Raw genomic sequence first — 14189 nt, 5'->3', positions numbered from 1 at the left:
GCTGCTCTCCCTCTATTGGTGCTGGTAAATCTCTATTCCAGTCATATGTTTGGGCCATGACACTCATGATCCCCTTTGACAACACCTATGCTGCCCTGCCGGGGCAGTTCTACTCCAAACTGGCGCCGCAGGCTGTGAAGGCGCCCAAACTGGTGGCGTTTAACGAAAATCTGGGCCGGATCATGGGGATCACACCCGGTGAGGCGGCGGAGATGGCGGAGGTGTTCGGCGGCAATCAGGTGCCGGACGGCGCGGACCCGCTGGCGCAGCTTTACTCAGGGCATCAGTTCGGCACTTACAATCCGCAGCTCGGCGACGGGCGCGCGATCCTGCTGGGGGAGACGGTGGGAACAGACGGCAAGCGCCGGGATATCCAGCTGAAGGGATCGGGGCGGACACCGTATTCGCGGGGCGGCGACGGACGCGCCTGGCTGGGGCCGGTGCTGCGCGAATATGTGGTGAGCGAGGCAATGCATGCCCTTGGCATCCCCACAACCCGCGCGCTGGCGGCGGTGGAGACCGGCGAGACCGTCTGGCGCGAAGGCGGCCTGCCGGGCGCGGTGCTGACACGGGTGGCGGCGAGCCATCTGCGGGTGGGCACATTCCAGGTATTCGCCGCGCGCGGCGACAAGGCGAGCCTCAGGCAGCTGACGGACTATGCAATTGCCCGCCACTACCCTGAAGCGGAAGGCCCGATGGGGCTGTTGAAGGCCGTGCGCGATGCGCAGGCGGAGCTGATCGCCGCCTGGATGGGGGTGGGATTTATTCACGGGGTGATGAATACCGACAACTTCTCGATCTCGGGCGAGACCATCGACTACGGGCCCTGCGCCTTCATGGATGTGTACCACCCGCACACGGTGTTTTCCTCGATCGACCGTGGGCTGCGCTATGCCTATGCCAACCAGCCCACGATCGCGGTCTGGAACCTGGCGCAGCTGGCCACGGCTCTGATCCAGCAAATGGACGACCCGGAGGCGGGTGTGGAGGAGGCGACGGAGATCGTGCACGCGATGCCGGACCTGACAGAAGCAGCCTGGCTCGGCCGCTTCCGGGCCAAGCTGGGGATCACCTCGCCGCAGGAGGATGACCTGGAGCTTGTCACCTCCCTTCTGGGGCGGATGGCAGAGAACCAGAGCGATTTCACCAACACGTTCCGGGCGCTGGCCAAGGGCACGGCGCGGGACCAGTTCACCGGTCCCGAGGCCTTTGATGCTTGGGCGGAAGGCTGGCAGGCGCGGCTGGAGGGAGAGCCGGACCCGCAGGCGGTGATGCGCCGGGCAAACCCGGCCTTCATCCCCCGCAACCACCGGATTGAGGAAATGATCGCCGGCGCGGTGACGGGCGATTACGCCCTGTTCCACCGGCTGAACGATGTGCTGGCCCGCCCCTATGATGACCAGCCGGACCACGCGGATCTGCAGCGCCCGCCGTTGCCGGAAGAAGTGGTGCAGGCGACGTTCTGCGGCACCTGATCCCCTGTTCATCTGGCTGAAAATATCCTCGGGGGTGAATTGAGCTGAAGGCTCAAGAGGGGGCAGACCGCCCCCTGCGCCGGTTGCGGCCTGATGCCGGTTGTGCATGGGCCGCATTCTGCGCCACACTCCCTGCAAGCCCCGGAGAGAGAGCAGATGCCGAAGCCCCCGCCGCCGGACACCCTGCGGATTGCCACTTACAACATCCAGAAATGCGTCGGCATGGACTTGCGCCGGCGGCCGGAGCGCACCTTGCAGGTGCTGTCGGGCCTGGGCGCTGATGTGGCGGTGCTGCAGGAGGCCGACAAGCGCCTGCCGCCGCGGCCCGCAGCGCTGCCGCATTTCCTGGTCGAGGAAACCGGCTGGCAGGCCGCGGATCTGGGCGGGGCGGGATCCTTGGGGTGGCATGGCAATGCGGTGCTGTTCCGCAATGGCGTGCGGCTGCGGGCCAAGGGCCATATCACACTGCCGGGACTTGAGCCGCGCGGCGCGGTCTGGGCGCTGCTGGAGACAGAAGCCGGGCTGGTCCGGGTGATCGGCGCGCATCTGGGGCTGACGGGGCGCGCCCGGCGCGAGCAGATGCATGCGCTGGCCCGTGCGGCGGAAGCGGATGACGCGGCAGTGGTCCTGGCGGGGGATTTCAACGAATGGTCGCGGTCTCCGGTGCTGGAGCATATCGCCCCGGCGCTGACCTTTCTGCCGCCGAAGGCCAGCTTTCCCGCACTGCGGCCCTTGGGAGCGCTGGACCGGATCGCCCATTGCAGGCGGCTGGAGGCGGTGGCGCATGGGGTGCATGGCGCGCGGCCGGCGCATATCGCCTCCGACCATCTGCCGGTCTGGGCGGATTTGCGGGCGGTTTGACTGCCGTTTGACTGCTGCTGGCAAGGGAGGGCTCCCGCGCCCGCAGGAGCTTCAGGCTGCGCCTGGCGCGCCTTGGCGGCCTTGGGCCGGGCGCTGCTGCGCAGCGCAGAGTTTTTCTGCTGAGAGGCGCTTAAGGGCAGGTTTGCCCTTAAGGCGCCATTTCGAGTGTGTATTCCGCCAGCGCCGCGTCAAGGGCAGGCCGCGCGTGCCGCGCGGTCCCTGCGGGCCCCTTGACCCGGCGCTGGCGGGGAAGCTTCAGCGTGCGCGCTGCTTTTGGCCGCGGCGCTGGGCGTTGCCGGGCTTGCTGCCCTGAGGTTTGCCCTGGCCGCTGGTGCCGCCGCCGCCGCCGCCTCGGCGGCGCTGACCGCCGGGTTTGCCGCCGCCGCGGCGTCCGCCGGGACGGCCGCCTGGCTTGCCGGCGGGTGCGGCCGGATCGGGCATCGCTTCCCAGGCGCGGCCGGAGGCGACGGGGATGGTGATCTTCATCACCTTCTGGATCGCCTTCAGCTCGTCCATCTCATCCGGCGAGCAGAAGGCGATGGCGGCGCCATCCTTGCCTGCGCGCGCGGTGCGGCCGATGCGGTGGACATAGGCGTCGGGCACATTCGGCAGCTCGTAGTTGTAGACGTGCTTGACGTCCGGGATATCCAGGCCGCGGGCGGCCACGTCGGTGGCAACCAGCACCTTGATGTCGCCGGACTTAAAGGCAGCCAGGGCGCGCTCGCGCTGGCCCTGGCTTTTGTTGCCGTGGATCGCGGCGGCGGCAAAGCCTGCCTTATCCAGCACCTTCATCAGCTTTTCCATGCCGTATTTAGTGCGGCCGAAGACCAGCGCGCGCTCGTCCTTGTGCTCTGCCAGCAACTCCTTCAGCAGGCTCAGCTTTTCCGCCTTGGCGATGAAATGCACCGACTGGGTGATCTTGTCGGCAGCCTTGCCCGGAGGCGAGACCTCGATCCGGACGGGGCTTTGCAGATAGGAGTTGGCGATCTCGTTCATCTGCTTGGGCATGGTCGCCGAGAACAGCATGGTCTGGCGTTCCGTCGGCAGCAGCGCTGCGATCTTGCGCAGGGTGTGGATGAAGCCGAGGTCCAGCATCTGGTCGGCCTCGTCGAGCACCAGGAAGTCGCAGGAGCCGAGGTCCAGCGCGCCGCGGTCGAGAATGTCGATCAGGCGGCCCGGGGTGGCGACCAGGATGTCGGTGCCCTTTGCGATGCGGGAGATCTGCGGGTTGATGGAGACGCCGCCGACCACCAGGCCGACCTTCATCGGGGTGCCTTCGGTCAGGCCCTTGAGGGTGTCGGCGATCTGGTTGGCCAGCTCGCGGGTCGGGGCCAGCACCAGACCGCGCACGGTGTTGGCGGCGGGCTTGCGGCCGTATTGCATCATCTGCGCGATCAGCGGCACGCCAAAGGCGGCCGTCTTGCCGGTGCCGGTTTGCGCCAGCCCCAGCACGTCCTTGCCGTTGAGGGCATGAGGAATGGCGCGGGCCTGGATCGGGGTGGGGTCGTTCAGACCCATGTCCTGGAGGCGGGCGAGGAGCTTCTCAGGCAGCCCCATGGTCGAAAATTCAGTCACGTATCGTCCTTTCACGGCCCTGCGGTCTGCACTGGCCGGGTCCGCTGCACGGCAGCGGTTTCATGCGGGGCAGGGACCTCGGGCGCGCGCTGGCCGGATGCCAGGCCGCTGGCCTCTGCAATCCCCACGCGTGATTTTGGGAATGGCGGCATATCACTAGACCCCGGGTGTTCTGTTACGCACATGCGGTGCGGCCGGTATTGGTCTCTGCTCACGCGGCAGGGAGGGATGCCTGGGTGCCAAATGGCTGTGGATAAGCGGTTTGTCAACTGCTGATGCACGTGAAAAGCCTGTTTTCGGCGCAGTTTGCATCCGTTAAAGAGGAAGCCCAGAAAACCGCGAGGACGCAAATGGCAAAGACGATTATCGCCCGCTGCGAGCGCAAGGGCCTGCGCATGACCGGCCAGCGCCGGGTGATTGCCCAGGTGCTGCAGGACAGCGATGATCATCCTGACGTCGAGGAGCTTTATGCCCGTGCCAGTGCGATGGATGCCGGGATTTCGATTGCCACCGTCTATCGCACCGTGAAGCTGTTCGAGGAAGCGGGCATTCTGGAGCGGCTGGAGTTCGGCGACGGGCGGGCGCGCTATGAGGATGCCGACCGCGAGCATCACGACCACCTGATCGACATGAATTCGGGCGAGGTGATCGAGTTCTGCGACCCGGAGATCGAGGAGCTGCAGGAGCGGATCGCCCGCAAGCTGGGCTATGAGCTGCGCGGGCACAAGCTGGAGCTTTACGGGGTGCCGCGCAAGCAGGACTGAGGCGGCAGGTGGCGCCCGACGTATCACGGAAATTGATACGTGTGCTCACGTCTTGTCATCGCGGCGGGTCGGAAACGGAGTTGCTGCGGGAGTATTTTGCCGCTTTTGTCCCACGGAACCCGGCAGCCCCGCCGGGCGGAACGATGGACGCGCGCTCATGAACAACCTGCACGGCATTCTGCTGGTCATTGCCTCGATGGCGTTTTTCACGCTTGAAGACATGTTCATCAAGCAGCTGTCAGGCACCTTGCCGGTGGGGCAGATCCTGATTTTCCTCGGTATCGGCAGCGGGCTGGTCTTTGCTGTGATGGCGAAGATGCAGGGGCACCGCCTGTTCGCGCCGCGCAGCTGGCGGCTGCGGCCGGTGCTGCGGGCGGGGACCGAGGCGGTGTCGGCGATGGGGTTTGCCTCGGCGCTGGCGCTGGTCGATATCTCAGTCGTGGCTGCCGTGTTCCAGGCGACGCCGCTGGTGATCACCATGGGCGCGGCGCTGTTTCTGGGCGAGCAGGTCGGCTGGCGGCGCTGGCTGGCAATCTGCACCGGCTTTGCCGGGGTTCTGCTGATCATCCGCCCGGGGCTCGACAGTTTTGAACCGGCGGCCCTGCTGGTGGTGATTGCGGTGCTGGGCGTGGCCACGCGGGACCTGATGACACGGGTGATGGACAGCGCGGTGCCTTCCACCGTTGTCAGCTTCCAGGCGTTTCTGGCAGTTATCCCTGCGGGGCTGCTGCTGCTGGCCTTCACCCCTGGCGAGGCGCAGGTGATGGAGCAGAACGAATACCTGATGATGGCAGGCGGGGTGCTGTTCGGGGTGCTGGGCTACTATGGCATCGTGACTGCGATGCGGGTGGGGGATGCCTCGGCGGTGACGCCGTTCCGCTACACCCGGCTGTTGTTTTCGATTCTGGTGGGCGTCATCGTTTTTGGCGAGCGGCCCGACACGCTGACCCTGAGCGGGGCGGCGCTGATTATCGGGTCCGGGCTGTATACCTTTGTCCGCGAGCAGCGGCTGGCGCGGCGGGCACGCCGTGCGGCAGCGGCTGCGGCCTGAGGTCCCGCCTGGCAGAAATCCTCCGCCCTGTTGGCGCAAACAGCGTTTTGTTAGCCCTAACCTGCCGGATTTAGACGTGTTAGCGATAACGAGCGTGGTTTACATTTCCCCCGCGGCTGGTATGACGCTGGCAACAGAACGCGCCGCTTTCAGGCCCAACCAAGGATGGACAGATGAGCACCATTATCGACATTCACGCCCGTGAGATCCTCGACAGCCGGGGCAACCCGACGGTTGAGGTCGACGTGATCCTGGAAGACGGCACCATGGGCCGCGCCGCCGTGCCTTCGGGCGCGTCGACCGGCGCCTATGAGGCGGTGGAGAAGCGCGACGGCGACAAGTCCCGTTACATGGGCAAGGGTGTGCTGGAAGCGGTTGCTGCGGTGAACGGCGAGATTGCCGAAGAGCTGGTCGGCTTTGACGCCACCGAGCAGGTTGCGGTTGACCAGGCGATGATCGAGCTGGACGGCACCGAGAACAAGGGCCGCCTGGGTGCCAACGCGATCCTGGGCGTGTCGATGGCGGTGGCCAAGGCCGCGGCAGATTTCACCACCCAGCCGCTGTACCGCTATATCGGCGGCACCTCGGCGCGTGTCCTGCCGGTGCCGATGATGAACATCATCAACGGCGGCGAGCATGCCGACAACCCGATCGACATTCAGGAATTCATGATCATGCCGGTGGCTGCGGACAACATCCGCGAAGCCGTGCGCATGGGCTCCGAGGTGTTCCACACCCTGAAGAAAGAACTGTCGGCGGCGGGCCTCAGCACCGGGATCGGCGACGAGGGCGGCTTTGCACCCAACATCGCCTCCACCCGCGAAGCGCTGGATTTCGTTCTGAAATCCATCGAGAAGGCTGGCTACAAGCCGGGCGAGGAGATCTACCTGGCGCTAGATTGTGCGGCGACCGAATACTACAAGGACGGCAAATACGTGCTGTCCGGCGAGGGCAAGACCCTGTCGTCCGAGGAAAACGTGGCCTATCTGGCGGCGCTGGTGAACGACTATCCGATCATCTCCATCGAAGACGGCATGTCCGAGGATGACTGGGACGGCTGGAAGGCCCTGACCCAGGAAATCGGCGACAAGGTGCAGCTGGTGGGCGACGACCTGTTCGTGACCAACCCGGCGCGTCTGGCCGAGGGCATTGAGCGCGGCTGCGCCAACTCGATGCTGGTCAAGGTGAACCAGATCGGCTCGTTGACCGAGACCCTGAAGGCGGTCGATATGGCCCACCGCGCGCGCTACACCAACGTGATGTCGCACCGCTCCGGCGAGACCGAGGATGCCACCATCGCCGACCTGGCGGTTGCCACCAACTGCGGTCAGATCAAGACCGGCTCGCTGGCGCGTTCTGACCGGCTCGCGAAGTACAACCAGCTGATCCGCATCGAGGAAATGCTGGGTGAAGTGGCCGAATACGCGGGCCGTTCGATCTTGAAGTAAGAGCGTCTCCAGCCGGAAGACGCAAAGCGCCTTGAACGATTGTTCGAGGCGCTTTTTTTCGGGGGGGAGGTCACGTCCAGTCGTGTATGCTGGCGGTCTTTCGCAGGGCGGGCTTGGGTAGACCTCAGGAGCCGCAGCGCCATCGTCGGCGCGCCCGGAACAGTCAGGGCCGGGCCTTAACACGCATCAAGGCCTGCTTTGCCGGAAACGGGCATTCTGTACCCGCTCACCGTCAATGCAGGAGCCTCACATGACCCCCGTCCGCATCATCATCCTTGCCTTGTTGTCTCTGCCGCTGCTGCTTGCTGCGTGCACCGAGCCCGGTACTTATCCAATCAGCGGTGAGGAGTGCGGGCCCGACGACCCGGTGCTGGAACTTGACGCGAGCGATTGCCCGTCATTGGCGGCAGTCTGATCCGCTTGCCCCGTTTCCCTGGCGCGGCTGGGGCTGGAAAGCCCGCAGCGTAAGAGCTGGCACCTGTCAGAAAACACGCTTTTATCAGAGCGTTACCTTCCGGAAATTGCATGTGTGGCCCGGATCACAGACGCTCACGCAGGCGTCATGCTAGGTTGATCTTGCGCGGCGCACGGGTGCTGCGGGAAAGGGGGGACAGGCCATGAAAACGCGGTTTATGCGCACAGTGGCGATCTGTGCAGTTCTTTCAGCACTTGTGGGGTGCAGCGGGGCCGGGACATACCCGATCAGCGGTCAGCCGGCGTCGGCCGGCGATCCGGTGATGCGGATGGACATGTCCGACAATTACCCGTTGCTGGCCGGGCTATAGTCAGGCGACCGGGGGGCTAGCGCCTGCAACTGGCGCCCTGACCGGGGGCGGGGCGCCAGTTGGCAGCATTAACAGGGGGCAGTGTAATAGGTGCCGTCACCGCGGGAATAGGCGCACTGCTGGGTCTGGTTGTTCTGTGCAACCAAAGTGCCAGCTGCTGCGCCGCCCAGTGCGGCGATCAGGCGCCAGTCGTCGTCGGCCTTGAGCGCATCGGCAGCGATCAGGCCGGCTGCGGCACCACCTGCCACGCCAGCGACTGTGCGCTGTTCCGGGGTCAGGTTGGTACAGGCGCCCAGGCCCAGGGCGGCACTGGTAGCGAGAACGGGAATCCAGCGGAAATTCATGATTTTCCTCCAATTTCGTTGGTCCGGACGGCCTGTTTGAGGGCCGCGGATGGCACTATAACGCCACCTGCTGACGGATGGTTCCGGTTTGTGGGGTGAATTTTCCGCTGCGGCGCCGATCCGCCCGCGCCGGGTGCCGGGCGGCAAGCTTCCGCCGCACGGCTGGGGCGGACCGCATTTCAGCGCGAAGTCCGGCCCGGAAACGTATTGGCTGCCGCAGAGTTACAGGGTCTTGGTCATCAGAATGTAGTTCTTGCGCGGCTGGAACCGGGTGCGCAGGTAGAGCCGCTGAGCGGTTTCATTTTCCCGGTCGACTTCAAGATGCAGGGCGCGCATTCCAGCGGTGGCCAGTGATTTCGGCAGCTCGGTCAGAACCTCGGTGGCGATGCCGCGGCCGCGCACCGCAGGACGGATGTAAAGCTCATCCACAAAACCGTCCATGCCGCCAAACTCCACTGACCAGCCGAAAGTGATCACGATATAGCCGATCGGCGCCCGGGTGGGTCCAATCAGGTAGACGGCGCCATAGGGGTGGCCGTTCAAGAGGGGCTCGATCCCGGCGCGGCGGTGCTCGTCGCTGCTCTCCAGCCCGGATTCGGTATGGAAGGCGGCGACCAGCGACAGCACGGTATCCAGATGCTCAGGCTTGGCGAGATGCAGGGCGGCGCTCATAGGCGGGCGAGCCTTTCGGTTAGAAGATCAAAGAAGCCGTCCGCGTCGGCATCACCGATGAACAGGGCGTTGGGTGTGCGGTCCGTGACACCCCACCAGTCTGCGACTGTCATGCCGAGAGTGAGAGCGGAGGCGGTTTCGATTTCCACATTCACATGGCGGCCGGAGAAGAGTTCAGGTCTGAGCAGCCAGGCGATGACGCAGGGATCATGCAGCGGGCCGCCTTCGGAGCCGTATTTCTCCACATCGAAGCGCTCGAAGAAATCGAGCATTTCAGCGGTAAAATGGCCGACGCGGGTACCGAGAGCGCGGATCGCCTCCACTCGCGGCTTGGTGGCCAGTACCTTATGTGTCACATCGAGCGGCATAACGGTGATCGGCGCGCCGGATCTGAACACGATTTCAGCAGCTTCCGGATCGACATAAATGTTGAATTCGGCTGCCGGGGTGATGTTGCCCACCTCAAAATAGGCGCCGCCCATCATCACGATCTCCTGCACCCGCTCGATGATGTCGGGTGCGGTGTTGAAGGCAGCGGCGACATTGGTGAGCGGACCCAGGGTGCAGAGGGTGACGGTGCCCGGTTCATGCGCCCGCAGGGTTTCGATGATGAAATCGACGCCATTGTCCCCGGCCAGCGGCATCTGCGGCTCCCACAGCTTCGGGCCGTCGAGGCCGGTCTGGCCGTGCACATGTTCCGCGGTGATCAGCGGGCGGTAAAGCGGCGCCTTGCTGCCCGCAAAGACGGGTACATCCGTGTGGCCTGCGGCCTCGCAGACGATGCGGGCGTTCTTGCTGGTGAGCGGCAGCGGCACATTGCCCGCGACACAGGTGATGCCCAGCAGATCCAGCTCGTCAGGGCTGGCCAGTGCGAGCAGGATGGCGACGGCATCATCCTGCCCCGGGTCGGTGTCGATGATGATTTTCCTGGCGCTCATCGCTGTCTCCGCAATTCGTGAGCCACGACACTACGCGCAGTTCAGCCGGGATTGAACCGCCGACTGGCGGGGCAGTGCGAATTTCCTAAGGTTTTCTGCGGCAGCAATTTGCGGCTTGCCCGGCCGCTGGCGGCCGGAAATTGAGTATTTGAGGAAAGATGAAGCCGAGGGGAGCGCTCAGGCGCGCTCGTCTGCTTTGACTTCGTCCCAAAGCGCGTCCATCTCGGCCAGGTCACTGTCCTCGGGGCGTTTGCCGCGGGCGGCAAGCTTGGCCTCGACGCCCTGGAACCGGCGGGTGAACTTGGCGTTGGCGGCGCGCAGCGCGGCTTCGGGCTCGACACCCAGATGGCGGCCCAGGTTGGCCATCACAAACAGGAGGTCGCCGAATTCTTCTTCGACTTCCGCCTGGGAGAGGCTGTCGCGGGCTTCGACCAGTTCGGCGCATTCCTCGGTGATCTTGGCGATGACGTTGTCAGCCGACGGCCAGTCAAAGCCGACGCGGGCGGCGCGTTTCTGCAGCTTGTAGGCGCGCAGCAGGGCGGGCAGGCCGACGGCAACGCCATCCAGCGTGCCCTTCTGCGCCTTGCCGGCCCGCTCGGCGGCCTTGATCGCCTCCCAGTCGCGAGTCTGCTGTTCGGCGGATTTCTCGCGGCTTTCGTCGCCGAAGACATGCGGGTGGCGGGAGACCATCTTGTTGGACATGGTGGTGACCACATCCTGGAAAGTGAAATGCCCGGCTTCCTGCGCCATCCGGGCGTGGAAGACGGATTGGAACAGCAGATCGCCCAGTTCGCCTTTCAGTTCATCCCAGGCCTCGCGCTCGATCGCGTCGGCAACTTCGTAAGCCTCTTCAATGGTATAGGGGGCGATGCTGGCAAAATCCTGCTCGATATCCCAGGGGCAGCCGGCTTGCGGGTCGCGCAGGCGCGCCATGATCTCCAGGAGCCTTTCGATGCCCGCGGTTTCGTCGTGGATCAGGTCTGTTTCTTGCATTGCGGCTGCTCATTTTCCGGTGTCAGATGCATCATCCCGAGTCTGGAGCAGGAGTCCACCCCAATGCCCGTTGTGAACCGTATTGCCGATTACGCCGAGGAGATGAAGGCCTGGCGGCGGCATCTGCACCAGATCCCGGAACTGGCGCTGGACCTGCCCAAGACGGCGGCGTTTGTGGCGGAGCGGCTGCGGGAGTTCGGGGTGGATGAACTTCATGAAGGGATCGCGCAGACGGGTATGGTGGCGATCATCAACGGGCAAGGGGACGGGCCGACCATCGGGTTGCGCGCCGACATGGACGCGCTGCCGATCCCGGAGGAGACCGGGGTGGAGTATGTCTCGGGCCATGAAGGCAATATGCACGCCTGCGGTCACGACGGGCATACCACGATGCTGCTGGGGGCGGCGAAATATCTGGCGGAGACGCGCAACTTCAGGGGCCGGGTGGCGCTTATCTTCCAGCCCGCGGAAGAGGCGATTGGCGGTGCCCGCATCATGGTCGAGGAAGGCATCATGGAGCGCTTCGGTATCGGTGAGGTCTATGCGCTGCACAATTCGCCGGGCCTGCCTGTTGGGCATTTCCTGACCACGCCGGGAGCGCTGATGGCCGCGGTCGATACTTTCCACATTCATATTCAGGGGGTTGGCGGCCACGGTGCCATGCCGCATGAAACCCGTGACCCGGTGATGGCGGCCTGCGGCATGGCGCAGGCGATCCAGACCATTGTGTCGCGCAACCACCATACGCTGGAGGATCTGGTGGTTTCTGTCACCCAGATCCACACCGGCAGCACCGACAACGTGATCCCGGACACCGCCTATATCAACGGCACCGTGCGCACCTTTAACCCGGAGGTGCAGAAGATGGTGATGCGGCGGATGAAGGAGATCGTCGCGGGGCAGGCGGCCAGCTATGGCGTCGAGGCGGAGCTGGACTATGAGATCGGCTATCCGGCGACTTTCAACGACGCGGAAAAGACAGCCTTTGCCGTTGATGTGGCCAAGGAAATCTCGGGCGAGTCCAATGTCGAGCCGGACGGCGGGCGCGAGATGGGGGCGGAGGATTTTGCCTACATGCTGCAGGCGCGGCCCGGCTCCTACCTGTTCCTGGGGCAGGGGGATACCGCCGGGCTGCATCATCCGAAATACGACTTCAACGATGAGATTTCGCCGGTGGGAGCCTCATTCTTTGCCCGGCTGGTGGAGCGGGCTCAGCCGGTGAGCGGGTAAAATCCAGGCCAGATGACACCCGCTTGCGCAGCGGGTATTTGATCAAACAAAGAACTCTCACAACAGGGACGCACCGTCATGGCACTGGAAGACGCAAAGCACATGATCGATCACGCCTTCACCCGCGAGGATCTGAAGGGGTTGAGTTTCGAGATCACCTTTGGCGGGGCGACGTCCTTTCTGCGCCGCAAGTACACCAAGGATCTGACCGGCGTGGATATTGCCGTCACCGGAGTGCCGTTCGACCAGGCGGTGACCAACCGGCCCGGAACGCGGCTGGGGCCGCGGGCGATCCGCGAAGCCTCTGCCCTGCAAAGCCCGGATGAGCCCTATGGCTGGCCGCATAAGCCGCTGAGCACCCTGGCGATTGCGGATTACGGCGATCTGGCCTTTGACCATGCCAATGTGCCGGAGTTTCCGGCGGCGCTGACGGAGCATATCCGGGGCATTCTGGCGGCGGATACGGCCTCGGTCGTCTTGGGCGGGGATCACTATATCAGCTTTCCGATCCTGAAAGCCTATGCCGAGAAATACGGGCCGATTTCACTGCTGCAGTTCGATGCGCATACAGACACCTGGCCGGATGACAACATGGACCGGGTGGATCATGGCACCATGTTCTATAAGGCGGTGAAGACCGGGATCGTGGACCCAAAGACCTCAGTTCAGGTGGGGATCCGCACCACCAATGAGGATACGCTGGGGGTCAATATCATTGATGCTCCCACCGTGAATGAGATCGGCCCGGTGGAGACCGCACGCCGGATCAAGGAGATCCTGGACGACCGGCCGGTCTATCTGACCTTTGACATCGACTGCCTGGATCCGGCCTATGCGCCCGGCACCGGCACGCCGGTCTGGGGCGGGCTGACCTCGGCGCAGGTGGCGCGCATCCTTCGGGAGATTGCCGGCATCAATATCAAGGGCGGTGACGTGGTGGAAGTCTCTCCCCCCTTTGACACAACCGGCGCAACTGCTATTGCCGGGGCACATGTGGCGACGGAGATCATCTGCCTTCTGGGCTGGAACATGAGAGACAATGACTGACTTCAATCAACCGATCAGCGGAAATGACCTGGCCCGGTTTTCGGGACCGAACACTTTTATGCGGCTGCCGCAGGCAACCTCGCTGGACGGCCTGGATGTTGCGGTTCTGGGGGTTCCGATGGATATCGGTACCTCCTGGCGGTCGGGCACACGGTTCGGCCCCAAGCAGATCCGCGCCGAAAGCGCGATGCTGCGGCCCTATAACATGGCCACCGGCGCGGCGCCGTTCGACAGCCTGAACATTGCCGATATCGGCGATCTGGCGATCAACACCTTCTCGCTGCCGGATTCGCTGAGGATCATCCAGGAGAGCTATGAGGCGATTCTGTCGGGCGGGGTGATCCCGGTGGCGATGGGCGGTGATCATTCGATCACCCTGCCGATCCTGCGCGCCATCGCGAAAAAATACGGCCCCGTTGCGCTGGTGCATGTGGATGCCCACGCGGATGTGAACGACGAGATGTTCGGCGAGCGCGAAACCCACGGCACCGTGTTCCGCCGCGCCTTCGAGGAAGGGCTGATTGTTCCGGACAAGACCTATCAGATCGGCATCCGCGGCACCGGCTATGCGGCAACGGACTTTACCGAGGCGCAAAGCTGGGGCTTTCAGCACTTCCCGGCGCAGGAGCTGTGGGGGCGGCAGCTGCATCAGATGGGTGCGGAAATTCGCCGCGATATCGGCAATAGGCCGGTCTATGTCAGCTATGATATTGATAGCCTTGACCCGGCCTATGCGCCGGGCACCGGCACGCCTGAAATCGGCGGGCTGACAACGCCTCAGGCGCTGGAGCTGATCCGGTCCCTGAAGGGGGTCAATATCGTGGGTTGCGACCTGGTGGAGGTGTCGCCGCCCTATGATCCCTCGGGCAACACCGCCTTGGTGGGCGCAAACCTGCTCTATGAGCTGCTGTGCGTACTGCCGGGGGTGGCAACGAGATAAGCGGTCCGGCCTCAAGCGTATAGGCCGGGGGAGGGCCGCGCAGGGAGGAGGCAAGGGTTGACCTTG

At 64.4% G+C, this 14189-nt stretch carries 14 protein-coding genes; 9 read left to right on the top strand and 5 right to left on the bottom strand.

All coding sequences use genetic code 11. The features are described 5' to 3' along the window. The first annotated feature begins 56 nt into the window (after nucleotides 1–56). Together AC5STI_RS06255 and AC5STI_RS06250 are read left to right on the top strand one after the other, a co-directional pair. Nucleotides 57–1475 (top strand): protein adenylyltransferase SelO, encoded by a 1419-nt coding sequence (locus AC5STI_RS06255; RefSeq protein ID WP_495446053.1) that lies wholly within the window; start codon nucleotides 57–59, stop codon nucleotides 1473–1475. Nucleotides 1476–1631: 156 nt separating this feature from the next. Further along, on the top strand, nucleotides 1632–2336 hold the full coding sequence (locus AC5STI_RS06250) for an endonuclease/exonuclease/phosphatase family protein (protein WP_475052620.1): 705 nt from the start codon (nucleotides 1632–1634) through the stop codon (nucleotides 2334–2336). Between the two features lie 255 nt (nucleotides 2337–2591). Here AC5STI_RS06250 and AC5STI_RS06245 read toward each other — a convergent pair whose 3' ends face one another. Then, nucleotides 2592–3911, bottom strand: a complete 1320-nt coding sequence (locus tag AC5STI_RS06245) for a DEAD/DEAH box helicase (RefSeq protein ID WP_495446052.1) — start codon at nucleotides 3909–3911, stop codon at nucleotides 2592–2594. A gap of 350 nt (nucleotides 3912–4261) precedes the next feature. Between AC5STI_RS06245 and AC5STI_RS06240 the strand changes: the two genes are divergently transcribed. From AC5STI_RS06240 to AC5STI_RS06225, 4 genes are all read left to right on the top strand, one after another. Continuing rightward, the gene (locus AC5STI_RS06240; RefSeq protein ID WP_174146276.1) at nucleotides 4262–4675 is read left to right on the top strand and encodes a Fur family transcriptional regulator; all 414 of its coding nucleotides are present in this window, start codon (nucleotides 4262–4264) and stop codon (nucleotides 4673–4675) included. Between the two features lie 157 nt (nucleotides 4676–4832). Then, on the top strand, nucleotides 4833–5726 hold the full coding sequence (locus tag AC5STI_RS06235; protein ID WP_475052615.1) for a DMT family transporter: 894 nt from the start codon (nucleotides 4833–4835) through the stop codon (nucleotides 5724–5726). Between the two features lie 173 nt (nucleotides 5727–5899). Next, nucleotides 5900–7174 carry a phosphopyruvate hydratase gene (gene eno, locus AC5STI_RS06230; RefSeq protein ID WP_027237328.1) on the top strand — a complete coding sequence of 425 codons (1275 nt, stop codon included), beginning with the start codon at nucleotides 5900–5902 and terminating at the stop codon, nucleotides 7172–7174. A 250-nt stretch (nucleotides 7175–7424) separates the two neighbouring features. After that, the gene (locus AC5STI_RS06225; RefSeq protein ID WP_495446051.1) at nucleotides 7425–7589 is read left to right on the top strand and encodes a hypothetical protein; all 165 of its coding nucleotides are present in this window, start codon (nucleotides 7425–7427) and stop codon (nucleotides 7587–7589) included. 438 nt (nucleotides 7590–8027) lie between these two features. Here the strand turns inward: AC5STI_RS06225 and AC5STI_RS06220 are convergent, their stop codons facing one another. The 4 genes from AC5STI_RS06220 to mazG all read right to left on the bottom strand — a co-directional run bounded on the left by AC5STI_RS06220 (nucleotide 8028) and on the right by mazG (nucleotide 10906). Next, nucleotides 8028–8303: a glycine zipper 2TM domain-containing protein gene (locus AC5STI_RS06220; RefSeq protein ID WP_475052610.1), complete on the bottom strand. Its 276-nt coding sequence runs from the start codon at nucleotides 8301–8303 to the stop codon at nucleotides 8028–8030. 222 nt (nucleotides 8304–8525) lie between these two features. Next, a complete protein-coding gene (locus tag AC5STI_RS06215; RefSeq protein WP_495446050.1) occupies nucleotides 8526–8975 on the bottom strand; it encodes a GNAT family N-acetyltransferase in 450 nt (149 codons plus the stop codon). Further along, nucleotides 8972–9913: a nucleoside hydrolase gene (locus tag AC5STI_RS06210; RefSeq protein WP_495446049.1), complete on the bottom strand. Its 942-nt coding sequence runs from the start codon at nucleotides 9911–9913 to the stop codon at nucleotides 8972–8974. The genes AC5STI_RS06215 and AC5STI_RS06210 overlap by 4 nt, the downstream gene beginning before the upstream one ends. 177 nt (nucleotides 9914–10090) lie before the next feature. Beyond that, entirely contained in the window at nucleotides 10091–10906 is an 816-nt protein-coding gene (gene mazG, locus AC5STI_RS06205) for a nucleoside triphosphate pyrophosphohydrolase (RefSeq protein WP_495446048.1), read from the bottom strand. Between the two features lie 63 nt (nucleotides 10907–10969). Between mazG and AC5STI_RS06200 the strand changes: the two genes are divergently transcribed. The 3 genes from AC5STI_RS06200 to speB (AC5STI_RS06190) all read left to right on the top strand — a co-directional run bounded on the left by AC5STI_RS06200 (nucleotide 10970) and on the right by speB (AC5STI_RS06190) (nucleotide 14123). Continuing rightward, nucleotides 10970–12136 carry a M20 aminoacylase family protein gene (locus AC5STI_RS06200; RefSeq protein WP_495446047.1) on the top strand — a complete coding sequence of 389 codons (1167 nt, stop codon included), beginning with the start codon at nucleotides 10970–10972 and terminating at the stop codon, nucleotides 12134–12136. A 78-nt stretch (nucleotides 12137–12214) separates the two neighbouring features. Next, nucleotides 12215–13183, top strand: coding sequence for an agmatinase (speB, locus tag AC5STI_RS06195; protein ID WP_495446046.1), 969 nt, complete (start codon nucleotides 12215–12217; stop codon nucleotides 13181–13183). After that, nucleotides 13176–14123 (top strand): agmatinase, encoded by a 948-nt coding sequence (speB, locus tag AC5STI_RS06190; RefSeq protein WP_475052594.1) that lies wholly within the window; start codon nucleotides 13176–13178, stop codon nucleotides 14121–14123. Before speB (AC5STI_RS06195) ends, speB (AC5STI_RS06190) begins: the two co-directional genes overlap by 8 nt. Nucleotides 14124–14189 lie beyond the last annotated feature (66 nt).

It is taken from the genome of Leisingera sp. CC-HEC096, from assembly GCF_059429235.1.
The sequence above is the reverse complement of the archived record's forward strand: the minus strand, read 5'-3'. Positions and strand labels throughout refer to the sequence as shown.